The following is an 11,050-nucleotide window of genomic DNA, read 5'->3' as shown; positions in this document are numbered from 1 at the left end:
GCCACCAAGTCCGACCAGATGGGCCTGGACCGCAACTTCGTGCTGGTCTCGGGCATGATAGCCGCGATCTTCTTCGGCCTGTCGACGGCTGCGTCGGCGATCTACTCGGACCGGATCGGGCGCCGTCGCGTCATCATGATCTCGGTGATCCTCGCCGTGCCGTGGGCCCTGGTGCTGTTCCCGATCCTCGAGATGGGCGGCGAGTTCGCGTTCCTGGTCGGCCTCATCGGCACCCTGCTGATCTTCGGCATCGCGTACGGCCCGGCCGGAGCGCTGCTGCCCGAGCTGTTCCAGGCCCGGTACCGCTACACCGGTGCGGGCATGGGCTACAACCTGGGCGGTATTCTCGGCGGCGCCATCCCGCCGCTGATCGCGGCACCGCTGATCGCCGGACCCGGTTCCATCTGGGTGGGCATCATGCTCGCCGTCCTCTCCTCCGTCAGCGTGCTGTGCACGTACCTGATCGTCGAGACCAAGGACAAGAAGATGGTCGCGGAGGATCTCGCCGTGGCCGCCGAGGTTCCGTGAGGGTGACAGTTCTGTGAGGTCGGGTCGACATCCTCACCGGACGTCGGCGTGACACAACCGGAGTAGAAACCAAAGACCGTCGTTCGGCGCCACGTGCAGTGGCGCCGAACGACGGTCTTGTGGTGGATGCGACGGGAACTAGCCGCCCGGCGTGAACTTCACGTCGGCGGTCTTGCTCCACTTGCGGCGGTACGGCTTGGTGGGGCCGAGGAAGCTGTCGATCACCGGCCCGAAGACGACCGCGTTCACCATCAGGTCGATGTGACCGCCGTCGTGCTCGTGCAGGGTTGCGCGGGGAAGCAGGGTGTTCATGATCTTCGCGTTGATCACCGGGATGATCGGGTCGTCGGTACCTGCGATGATCAGGGTCTTCTGCCGGATGGCAGGGAGGGCGAAGAGCGAGGTCCACACCGATCCGGCCATCAGCTGATGCACATAGCCCTTGGCAGAGCCCGCATGCAGCTGTCGAACGAACAGCTCCGCCACCTGTTGGCTGCTGTCACGTACCTTGCCGCCGTACAGGTCCGCGGCGATGGTGGCGCCGTACGACGGGTCGCTGAACCGCTTCGGCGTCAACATCTTCGACAGCACCTTGGGGCTGCCGGGCACCATGAGGACGCCGGTTCCGGTCCCGACCAGGATCAGGCGACGGCATCGACGCGGGTTCTGGAAGGCGAACTGCTGTGCGAGAGCACCGCCCCACGAGAGCCCCAGGACGTCGACCACTTCGATCTCGAGGCGGTCGAGGATCTTGCCGAGAACCCAGGCGAGGTACGGAAAACCGTAGGGGGCCAGCGACGGCGGCGATTCGCCGGTGCCCGGGACGTCGAATCGGACCACCGGCCGGGTGGGATCGAGGTTCTCGACCAGCGGATCGAGGACTTCGAGGCTGGCGCCGATCCCGTTGCACAGCACGATGGGGATGCCGACGCCTTCGCGGTAGCGGACGCGGACACGCTGTCCGCCGACGGCGAGGTAGTAGTCGCTCGACTCGCCGACTGTCCCCGTGTTCGTCTCGATGACGGTGGGAGTGGAGGCGGTAGAAGCCATAAGCGTGCCTTTCTGAGGCAGAAGGAGAGACTCAGCTCTCGTGGACGTAGGTGCCGGGAGCGGGAGCAAGGGGCTCAAAGCCTGCGGCGCCCAGGGCTGTCGGGGCGTCGAGTTCGGTGCCGCCGTGCTCGCCCAGCCAGGTCAGGTGGTCGGGCCACCACGAGCCGGCCTTCTTCTCTGCGGTCTTGAGCCAGGTGTCGGCGTCGCCTTCCTGCGACACCTGTGCGGTGCGGAACGAGGCCTTCGGGTTGCCCGGCGGGTTCACCAGGGAGGCGATGTGGCCGCTTGTGGAGAGGACATAGCGGTTGTTCTTGCTGCCGAGGAGGGCCGCGCTGCGGTAGGTGGCCTGCCAGGGGCAGATGTGGTCGGCGATGCCGCCGATCACATAGGTGTCGCACTCGATGGTGCCGAGGTCGACCGGGGTGCCGAGCATGGTGGCCTTGCCGGGGGTGACGAGGTCGTTGCCGACGCCCATCATCACCATGTCCTTGTGCAGCTCGGCGGTCATGCGGGTGGTGTCGGCGTTCCAGAACAGCACGTCGAAGGCGGCTGGGCTGCGGCCTTGGATGTAGTTGTTGACCCAGTAGCGCCAGACGAGATCGGTGGGACGCAGCCAGGCGAACATCTCAGCCATGGCGCGACCGTCGAGATAGCCCTTCTTCGACGACTCGCGGATAGCGGCTTCGGCCGCGCGTTCGCTGGTGAGCGACGAGGCGAAGCCTGCCTGATTCTGGTCGAGCACGGTGACGGCCAGGGTCAGCGACGAGACCTTGTCGCCCTCGCCGATGGCTGACAGGTGCGAGAGCACCATGGCGGCGAGGATGCCGCCGGAGCAGGTGCCGAAGATGTTGGTGCTGTTGGCGCCGGTGATGGTCCGAGTGGCGTCGATGGCCTCGATGATGGCCTGACCGTACTCGTCGAAGCCCCAGTCGCGGTGGCGAGCCTTGGGATTGCGCCAGGAGATGGCGAACACCTGTTGGCCGCCCTGGACGTAGTGCTCGATCATGCTGCGGTCGGGCGCGATGTCCAGGATGTAGTACTTGTTGATCACCGGCGGGATCATCAGCAGCGGCACTTCGCTGACCTTCTCGGTCTGCGGTGCGTACTGGATGAGTTCGAACATCCGAGTCTTGAGGACCACGGTGCCCTTGGTCACCGCGACGGTCTCGCCGACCTCGAACGCGTCTGGTTCCACCATGACGGGCACGCGCGGCTTGGACGACATGTCGCGGACGAAGGCCTTGACGCCGCGGACGGCCGAGGCGCCGCCGGTGTCGATGATGGCCTTCCAACCGAGGGGATTGACGAGGATGTTGTTGGTCGGCGCCAGTCCTTCGATGAGGTTGTCGAGGGCGAAGCGGACCTTCTCGGCGTCCTTCCAGTCGAGCTCGGCGTCGCCGTACAGCTTCTCGGCGGTGTCGGCCGCGGCGAGGTAGGCCTGCTCGATGCGATGCAGCACCGGGTTCTGCGTCCACGCGGGATCGGCGAAACGCTTGTCGGAGCGGGCGGGTGCGCGGTCGGAGCGGCCGGCGACGATGTCGCCGAGTTCCTTGACCAGGCCGACGCCGCGCTCGGCGACGGTGCCCGGTTGCTTGGCCAGGGACAGGCCGAAACGGGCCATCGCCGCGTCCGGGGTCATCCGGCTGGCGAATGACTTCGTCGAGTTGACCAGAAGGAGGTCCAGGGGCGCGGCGATCTCGCCTGCGGCGGCCTGATTCTGAGCGATGGTCATGCTGTCAGCCCTCTCGTGAGGTGGTGGCGGCGGGGGCGGGGATGGTGATGTCGCGCTTCTGAATTTTACCGGTGGCGCCCGTGGGGAGGGCGTCGACGAACCAGATCTGACGTGGGTACTTGTACGCCGCGACCCTCTCCTTCATGTACTCGCGAAGCTCATCGGCGGTGACCTCGGCGCCCGGCTTCAGCTGGACGGCTGCTCCGATATCCTCGCCGAGTGTTTCGTGGGGCACGCCGAGGACTGCGGCCGCAGCGACGGCAGCGTGCTCGTACAGCACTTCCTCCACCTCGCGCGGGTACACTTTCATGCCGCCGCGGATGATCATGTCCTTGGTCCGGTCGACGATCCGGTAGTAGCCGTCGGCGTCCTTGGTGCCCACGTCGCCGGTCGCGAACCAGCCGTCAGCGTCGATCGCTTCGGCGGTCTTGTCGGGCAGGTTCCAGTAGCCCTTCATGATGTTGTGGCCCTTGATCTGGACTTCGCCGGGCTCGTCGACGCCGGCCTCGGCTCCGGTGACGTCGGCGATGCGCATCTGGACGCCCTCGATCGGGGTGCCGATGGTGCCGGGACGACGCTCCTTGTCGGGGTGGTTGAAGCAGGCGACCGGTGAGGTCTCCGACAGGCCGTAGCCCTCGAGGATGACAGCGTCGAACGCGGCCTCGAAGTCGGTGATGACCTGGGCGGGCAGGGCCGCGCCGCCGGACACGCAGGTCCGCAGCGAACTGGTGTCGTCGCTGGGCCTGCGGGCCGCGACGAGCGCCGAGTACATGGTGGGCACGCCGAGGAGGACGGTCACCCGGTCAGCGGCGATCGCGTCGAGAACGACGATCGGGTCGAACCGCGGGATCAGGGTGAGACCGGCCTGAGCGATGACGGCGGCGTTGAGACCGCAGGTGAGGCCGAAGACATGGAACAGCGGCAGACAGCCCATCAGGACGTCCTCGTGGGTTGCGTTGATCAGCGTGCGCGCGGTGATCTCGGCATTACGGTGCAGGCCGATGTGCGTCAGCTCCGCGCCCTTCGGCTTGCCGGTGGTTCCGGAGGTGTGCAGGATGACGGCGGTGTCGAGATCCTCGGTGGCCACCGGCTCGCTTTGCGCGGGGAAAGATGCGATCGCGGCGTTCAGGTCGGCATCGGCCAGCAGGCACTCGGCGCCTGCGGACTCGGCGCCTGCGCGAGCCTCGTCGGCGAAAGCGGGGACCGCGAGCAGGAGCTTCGCGGAGGTGTTGGTCAGGTAGAACGAGATCTCGCGGGACTTCAAGAGCGGGTTCATCGGCACGGCCACCGCGCCGGCACGCAGGATGCCGTAGAACAGGATCGCGAACTCGGGGACGTTCGGGAGCATCAGTCCGACTCGATCTCCGGGCTTGATGCCGCGTTCGGCCAGCAGGGTGGCGACCTTCGCCGCGGCGTCATTGAACTCCGCGAACGTGTAGGCGACGTCCCCGCACTTCAGGGCGACGAGCTCGGGGCGCGCGCTTGCTGCGTCGACGAGGTTCTGACTGAGGTTCGCCATCGGTCTGCTTTCGGGTCGGGGCTGATTTTCCTTCCTTCAAGCATGCGCTGGATCATGGCAGAGTCCGATGGTGTGGCAGCTAACGTACCCTCCAGTAGCGTGTGCACATGCACAATGCCGCCACCGCGTGGTGGCGGCGACCTGCCGGTGACGGGGGTAGTCGGAGTTGATAGTCGGGGTTAGTCGGCGATGTTCAACCGTGCGTCGACCTCGAAGGCCAGGCACAACTCGGCGAGCTCTCGCGGCGACGACGTCGAGCGGCCGGTAAGAGTCTCGATGCGGCGCAGGCGGTGGCGAACGGTGTTTCGGTGTACGAACAGAGTGTCGGCGGTCTCGCCGACGTTCCCGTCCGCCTGCAGCCATGCGCGGAAGGTCTCGATGAGCGGTTCACTGTCCTCGGGTGTCAGGTCGTAGAGCCGGTGCAGCACCGACTGCGCCAGGCCAGTGCTCACTTCGGGGGTGGCGACGGCCGCGATCCCGAGGACGGAGTCGTCGAACTGGGTGACTCCGGCGCCGGGGCCGACGAGGGAGATCCGCGCGTACTTCAGGGCGCGCCCGATGTGTGAGAGCTCGGTGAACGGTGCGCTGACGCCGACCCTCCCGGACGCGAGTCGGCGGAGGAGATCAAGCGCCGCGGCGGTGGTTGCCGGGGTGGGGGTGTAGATCAGGCCGATCTGCTGTTCGGGGAGCAGGCGCCACACCGAGCGCAGGTCGATGCCGCGGAGCTTGTTCTCGACGCCGTGCAACGGCTGCTTGCCGACCACGTCCGCGGCGGCCGCGACCGCGAGATAGGGGCCACGCGTCGGCATCCGCAACAGTGCGGCGGTCTCCCACAGGTTGCTCTTGCTGGTGATCCGACCTTCCAACAGATGCTCGGTGAGCGCCGCGCGTTCGGACGCATCGTCCAGCACCTGCTCGTTGGTGGCGGTGCGGTGTGCTTCGGCGACGTCGTTCGCGAAGCGGTCGTAGCCGCTCCAGATCCGTTCCGTCGCGGCGAGGACTGCGCGGCGGGAGAGGGAGGTGTCGGACTCGGCGATCACCCGAAACTCGCGCCACAGCATCTGGAAGCCGATGCGGTACGCGTGCATCAATGCGGGGAGAGGCACCCCGAGTGCGGCCCGCGACGATCCGGTTCGGCGGGCGGCGTGGGTCTGGAAGTCCGCGCCCTCGGTGAGGGCCGCGATCAAGTCGGTGAAGTTGGCCCGGACCACCTCCGCGGTTCTCTCGCGCGGCACCTCGTCGGAGGTGTTGTAGTAGTGGATGTCCTCGTGGATGGCGGTGGTGACGCGCTCGGCGAGGTCGTCCATCCGTTCGGACAGCACCGAACCGATCCGGGTGAGTTCGGCGGTGATCTCGGCCGGCTCGAGTCGGTGGTCGGGAGAGGGAGATGGAGTCACCCTGCCATTGTGGCTGTTGCCGCCGGTGAGGGTGCACAGTTCTTGGCTAGACTCGTCGACGTGAGCATGCCGACCCCGACCCCGTACGAGGACCTGCTACGTCTGGTCATGGAGACCGGCACACCGAAGGCCGACCGCACCGGTACCGGCACGCGCAGCGTGTTCGGCCACCAGATGCGCTTCGACCTGTCCGAGGGCTTCCCGCTGGTCACCACCAAGAAGGTGCACCTCAAGTCGATCGTCTACGAGCTCCTCTGGTTTCTCCGAGGCGACTCCAACGTGCGCTGGCTGCAGGAGCGCGGCGTCACCATCTGGGACGAGTGGGCGTCCGCGGACGGCGAACTCGGACCGGTGTACGGCGTGCAGTGGCGCAACTGGCCGACGCCGTCCGGCGATCACGTCGACCAGATCGCGGTCGCTCTCGACACCCTGAAGCAGAATCCGGACTCGCGGCGCAACATCGTCTCGGCCTGGAATGTCGGAGAGATTCCGCAGATGGCGCTGCCCCCGTGCCACGCCTTCTTCCAGTTCTACGTTGCGGACGGCAAGCTGAGCTGTCAGCTGTACCAGCGGAGCGCGGATCTGTTCCTCGGGGTCCCCTTCAACATCGCCTCGTATGCGCTCCTGACACACATGATGGCGCAGCAGGCAGGACTCGAGGCAGGGGAGTTCATCTGGACCGGCGGCGACTGCCACATCTACGACAACCACGTGGAGCAGGTGACCGAGCAGCTCTCCCGCGAGGCGCTGCCTGCACCGACGCTCAACTTGCGCAAGGCCGACTCGATCTTCGACTACGACTTCGACGACATCGAGATCGTCGGTTACCGGTCGCATCCCGCGATCAAGGCCCCCGTCGCCGTCTGACTTGGAACGGAGTTCTCATGTCCATCTCCCTGATCTGGGCGCAGGACCGGGCCGGCGCGATCGGTAAGGCGGGTGCCATTCCGTGGCGGGTGCCCGAAGACATGAAGCGGTTTAAGGCGCTGACCGGTACCGGTGCGGTGATCATGGGTCGCAAGACCTGGGAGTCGTTGCCCGCAGCGGTTCGACCGCTGCCCGGTCGCCGCAACATCGTGATCACGCGGTCGGCGAACTACCGGGCTGACGGAGCCGAGGTGACCGGGAGTCTCGCGGAGGCGCTCGCGTCTGTCGGACATGTCGCCGCGGTGATGGGCGGTGGTGAGATCTACACCCTCGCAATGGAGTACGCGACGCACCTGCGGGTCACCGAAGTCGACGTGCTCGTCGACGGCGCCGACGCCTTTGCGCCGGTCGTCGACCAGGATCGGTGGGCGGTCGAGTCGGACGGAGAGTGGCTGTACTCGTCGACGGGAACCCTGTACCGGTTCGTCGACTACGTGCGGAGGTGAGGTCGCGCGTCCTCGGCTATGGTCACAGTCAAACGGCTGCGGTGGAGGCGACGTGCTGAACCTGGAACTGGAGATGGGCGACTGGGCCACGTGGGTGGGCTCCATCGGAACGATCGGCGCCTTCGCCGTAGCCTTCTGGCAGATTCATCGCGAGAGGACGGCTCGCCGGACCAGGGACAGGCACGAGACTTGGATGCGGCGGCGCGAACACGTCGACCGCGTGTCAGCGTGGATCCACGACGGTCTCCTGCACGTCAACAACAACTCCGGGCACCCGATCCACGACGTGCTCGTCAACGACGGCGAGCAAGACGTCATGCGGTGGAAGCAGATCCCGCCCGGGACGCATCGCGACGAGGCCGTCGGCCACGACGGTGGAACCGTCCATCTGGAGTTCACCGACATCCGCGGCGACCGCTGGAGCCGGACGCCCGGCGGCGAGCCCGTGTTGATCAACCAGACGACCTCCGCCTGAGCAGATTCCTGTGCTTACATGAGGTAATGACCTGGTTCGAGAGCGGCGGCGACTACGCGGCCTACCGACCCACCTACCCGCCGGAGCTCGCCGACGTGCTGCGCGACGCCGCACCCGACGGGAAGGTCGCGGTCGACGTCGGGTGCGGCACGGGCCAGCTCACCGTTCTCTTGGCCGAGACGTTCGAGACCGTGGTGGGTCTCGATCCGTCCGCGGACCAGATCGCCAACGCGACCTCCGCCGCGAACGTCGCCTATCGGGTGTCGCCCGCCGAGGCCCTCGACGTCGCGGACTCGTCGGCGTCGCTGATCACCGTCGCGCAGGCCGCGCACTGGTTCGACCTTCCGGCGTTCTACCGAGAAGTGCGCCGGATCGCGACACCGGGTGCGGCCCTCGCCTTGATCACGTACGGGGTCGTCGAACTCGACGACGACCTGGCAGAACGGTTCGACACCTTCTACCGCGATGAGATCGGACCGTTCTGGCCGGCCGAACGCCGTCACGTCGATAACCGCTACGCCGACTTGGACTTCCCGTTCGAGGCGATCGCCGCGCCCACGGTGACGATCGAACGGTCGTGGACATTGCGGGAGTTCGCCGGCTACCTGGGAACGTGGTCGGCTGCGCGTCGCGCCCGGGAAGCGGGCCGCGGTCAACTGCTGGAGGCGATCGCCGACGACCTCGCACCGATCTGGGGCGACGGGCGCCGGACCGTCCGGTGGCCGGTCACGATTCTCCTCGGCCGCGTGGCGCCGTGACCTCGCGGGCATCGGTGCCGCAGTCTCCGGAGACGCTGGCGCATCTGCGGCGCGCACGAGACCTGATGGACCGCCACTACGCGGAACCGCTCGACGTGCCGACCATGGCGCAGCGGGCGCTGATGTCGACGGCGCACTTCAGTCGCGAGTTCAAGATCGCGTACGGGGAGACGCCGTACGGCTATCTGGTCACGCGCCGGGTGGAGCGCGCGATGGCGCTGCTGCGCGGCGGCATGACCGTCACCGACGCGTGCGTCGAAGTCGGCTTCACGTCGCTCGGCTCGTTCAGCAGCACCTTTCGGAGGCTCGCCGGCGAGACACCGAGCGCGTACCGGGCCCGCTCGCACGCCGAACTCGAGGGCCTGCCGACCTGCATGACGAAGATTCTCGCGCGACCCATGCCGTTCGGCTGAATTCGGCGGCCCGGCGAACCGAGCAGATTTGGAGAAGCGCCGCGTCGTCGACGGTTCTAGCGTTGACGGCATGACCAACATCGAAATCACTTACTGCCCCATCACCGTTGACGACATCGACGCCGCCCTCGGCTTCTACCGGGACGCGCTCGGACTCGAAGTGGTTCGGGACGTCGCCAACGGCGATCACCACTGGGTCACCCTCCGGATGCCCGGGCAGGAGGGCGTCGAGGTCGTCCTCTCGCAGCCGGGCGGCGGCCGTTCACCCGAGGACGCCGACGCTCTCCATCGGCTGGTCGCGAAAGGCATGATGCCGCCGACCGTCTTCCGCACCACCGACCTGGACGCGATGTTCGAGAAGGTGTCGTCGTCCGGCGCAGAGGTGCTCCAGGAACCGATCAAGCAGCCATGGGGCCCGCGCGACTGCGCCTTCCGTGATCCCGCGGGCAACATGGTCCGCATCAACGCGGCGGAGTGATCGACCAGGGAATCGAACCGGGAGCGGTCGCCGCCGACTAGGGGAGCGTTCCTGTCCGGTGTCGACGCTACGCTCGGCGACGTGGAGAAAGTTCAGCTCTCGAATCCGCAGGCCCGCCGCATCGCGCTGGCGGCGCAGGGATTCACCGACCGGATGCCGACCGGTGCCCCGACCCGTCGGCACCTCGCGCGGATGCTCGATCGCACGGGGCTGCTCCAGATGGATTCGGTCAATATCCTGGCCCGCGCGCACTACCTGCCGGCGTTCTCGCGACTCGGCGCTTACGACGACACGCTCGTCGACCGAGCCGCGTGGCAGCCCACGGCGCGCGCTCCCCGCATGCTGGCGGAGTACTGGGCCCACGAGGCGGCACTGGTGCCGGTGGACGACTGGCCGCTATTCGGCTGGAGGATGGATGAGTACCGCGACGGACGGTATCGCCACACGCGGGAGATCCTGCAGCGGAACAGATCTCAGGCGCAGGACGTGCTCGCGGTGATCGCCGAGCGCGGTGCCCTGGTCCCTCGCCAGATCGAGGAGGACCTGGGCATCACGCGGTCGCCGGGCGAGAAGGGCGCCTGGTGGGTCCGCGGCGAGGTGAAGCATCTGTGCGAGGCGCTGTTCGCCGCGGGCACCTTGTCGGCGGTGCGCAGCGAGCACTTCCATCGGCACTACGACCTCGCCGAGCGCGTGGTCGGCGCCGACCGCGTGGGCGTGAGGATCGACCGGCGGGATGCGCACCGCGACCTGGTTGCGAGGGCGGCGTCGGCGCACGGTGTCGGGACCGCCGCCGACCTCGCGGACTATTACCGGCTCAAGACGGCCGAGGTGCGCGATGTGCTGCCCGATCTCATCGATTCGGGAGAGGTCAGCGAGGTGTCCGTCGAGGGGTGGACCGACCCCGCCTACCTGCATCGCGATGCCACCGCGCCGCGCCGCGTCGACCGCTCGACGCTGCTGTCACCGTTCGATCCGCTCGTGTTCTTCCGCCCGCGCACCGAACGACTCTTCGGATTTCACTATCGGATCGAGATCTACGTCCCAGCGCACAAGCGCGTGCACGGCTACTACGTGCTCCCGTATCTGATGGGCTCGGACCTCGTCGCTCGCGTCGACCTCAAGGCCGACCGCTCCGCCGGGAGGCTGCGCGTCCTCGCCGCGCATGTGGAGCCGGGGCGCGACCACGGGGTGGTCGCCGAGTCGCTGGCCGCCGACCTCGCACGGTTGGCGCAGTGGCGCGGACTGGACGGCATCGAAGTCATGGAGCGGGGCGCGCTCGCGCCGGAACTCACGACGGCCGTGCGCTCGACGGCCGGGTGAGCGACGG

The 11,050-nt window shown here is 67.5% G+C and carries 12 protein-coding genes; 8 read left to right on the top strand and 4 right to left on the bottom strand.

Going from position 1 to position 11,050, the window contains the following annotated elements; genetic code table 11:
• The coding region (locus GX543_RS18295; protein ID WP_290853997.1) for an MFS transporter at window positions 1-528 on the top strand (528 nt) is incomplete at its 5' end.
• 138 nt (window positions 529-666) lie between these two features.
• On the opposite strand, the gene GX543_RS18290 is transcribed toward GX543_RS18295, so the two are convergent.
• The 4 genes from GX543_RS18290 to GX543_RS18275 all read right to left on the bottom strand — a co-directional run bounded on the left by GX543_RS18290 (window position 667) and on the right by GX543_RS18275 (window position 6,226).
• On the bottom strand, window positions 667-1,578 hold the full coding sequence (locus GX543_RS18290; protein ID WP_290853995.1) for an alpha/beta fold hydrolase: 912 nt from the start codon (window positions 1,576-1,578) through the stop codon (window positions 667-669).
• 31 nt (window positions 1,579-1,609) lie between these two features.
• On the bottom strand, window positions 1,610-3,310 hold the full coding sequence (locus GX543_RS18285) for an alpha/beta fold hydrolase (protein WP_290853993.1): 1,701 nt from the start codon (window positions 3,308-3,310) through the stop codon (window positions 1,610-1,612).
• 4 nt (window positions 3,311-3,314) lie between these two features.
• Window positions 3,315-4,829 (bottom strand): long-chain fatty acid--CoA ligase, encoded by a 1,515-nt coding sequence (locus tag GX543_RS18280; protein WP_290853991.1) that lies wholly within the window; start codon window positions 4,827-4,829, stop codon window positions 3,315-3,317.
• Window positions 4,830-5,008: 179 nt separating this feature from the next.
• Window positions 5,009-6,226: a CdaR family transcriptional regulator gene (locus GX543_RS18275; protein WP_290853989.1), complete on the bottom strand. Its 1,218-nt coding sequence runs from the start codon at window positions 6,224-6,226 to the stop codon at window positions 5,009-5,011.
• A gap of 66 nt (window positions 6,227-6,292) precedes the next feature.
• On the opposite strand from GX543_RS18275, the gene GX543_RS18270 reads away from it, so the two are divergent.
• From GX543_RS18270 to GX543_RS18240, 7 genes are all read left to right on the top strand, one after another.
• Complete coding sequence (locus GX543_RS18270) at window positions 6,293-7,093, top strand: thymidylate synthase (protein WP_290854001.1); 801 nt, start codon at window positions 6,293-6,295, stop codon at window positions 7,091-7,093.
• A 17-nt stretch (window positions 7,094-7,110) separates the two neighbouring features.
• Window positions 7,111-7,599 carry a dihydrofolate reductase gene (locus GX543_RS18265; RefSeq protein ID WP_290853987.1) on the top strand — a complete coding sequence of 163 codons (489 nt, stop codon included), beginning with the start codon at window positions 7,111-7,113 and terminating at the stop codon, window positions 7,597-7,599.
• Between the two features lie 52 nt (window positions 7,600-7,651).
• Window positions 7,652-8,074 (top strand): hypothetical protein, encoded by a 423-nt coding sequence (locus tag GX543_RS18260; RefSeq protein ID WP_290853986.1) that lies wholly within the window; start codon window positions 7,652-7,654, stop codon window positions 8,072-8,074.
• Window positions 8,075-8,100: 26 nt separating this feature from the next.
• On the top strand, window positions 8,101-8,832 hold the full coding sequence (locus GX543_RS18255) for a class I SAM-dependent methyltransferase (RefSeq protein ID WP_290853985.1): 732 nt from the start codon (window positions 8,101-8,103) through the stop codon (window positions 8,830-8,832).
• A gap of 65 nt (window positions 8,833-8,897) precedes the next feature.
• Window positions 8,898-9,245 carry an AraC family transcriptional regulator gene (locus GX543_RS18250; RefSeq protein ID WP_290853999.1) on the top strand — a complete coding sequence of 116 codons (348 nt, stop codon included), beginning with the start codon at window positions 8,898-8,900 and terminating at the stop codon, window positions 9,243-9,245.
• A gap of 70 nt (window positions 9,246-9,315) precedes the next feature.
• On the top strand, window positions 9,316-9,723 hold the full coding sequence (locus tag GX543_RS18245; RefSeq protein ID WP_290853984.1) for a VOC family protein: 408 nt from the start codon (window positions 9,316-9,318) through the stop codon (window positions 9,721-9,723).
• A gap of 81 nt (window positions 9,724-9,804) precedes the next feature.
• Window positions 9,805-11,043 (top strand): crosslink repair DNA glycosylase YcaQ family protein, encoded by a 1,239-nt coding sequence (locus tag GX543_RS18240; protein WP_290853983.1) that lies wholly within the window; start codon window positions 9,805-9,807, stop codon window positions 11,041-11,043.
• The last annotated feature ends 7 nt before the right edge of the window (window positions 11,044-11,050 follow it).

This window comes from Gordonia sp. (in: high G+C Gram-positive bacteria), from assembly GCF_012515855.1.
Taxonomy (GTDB): Bacteria; Actinomycetota; Actinomycetes; order Mycobacteriales; family Mycobacteriaceae; genus Gordonia.
Note: the sequence above shows the minus strand (reverse complement) of the source record. Positions and strands in the feature narration are given on the sequence as shown.

Coding starts and splice junctions, on each gene's coding strand:
- GX543_RS18245 (WP_290853984.1), top strand. CDS start 9,316: ATGACCAACATCGAAATCACTTACTGCCCCATCACCGTTGACGACATC.
- GX543_RS18265 (WP_290853987.1), top strand. CDS start 7,111: ATGTCCATCTCCCTGATCTGGGCGCAGGACCGGGCCGGCGCGATCGGT.
- GX543_RS18290 (WP_290853995.1), bottom strand. CDS start 1,578: ATGGCTTCTACCGCCTCCACTCCCACCGTCATCGAGACGAACACGGGG.
- GX543_RS18250 (WP_290853999.1), top strand. CDS start 8,898: ATGGACCGCCACTACGCGGAACCGCTCGACGTGCCGACCATGGCGCAG.
- GX543_RS18280 (WP_290853991.1), bottom strand. CDS start 4,829: ATGGCGAACCTCAGTCAGAACCTCGTCGACGCAGCAAGCGCGCGCCCC.
- GX543_RS18270 (WP_290854001.1), top strand. CDS start 6,293: ATGCCGACCCCGACCCCGTACGAGGACCTGCTACGTCTGGTCATGGAG.
- GX543_RS18255 (WP_290853985.1), top strand. CDS start 8,101: ATGACCTGGTTCGAGAGCGGCGGCGACTACGCGGCCTACCGACCCACC.
- GX543_RS18285 (WP_290853993.1), bottom strand. CDS start 3,310: ATGACCATCGCTCAGAATCAGGCCGCCGCAGGCGAGATCGCCGCGCCC.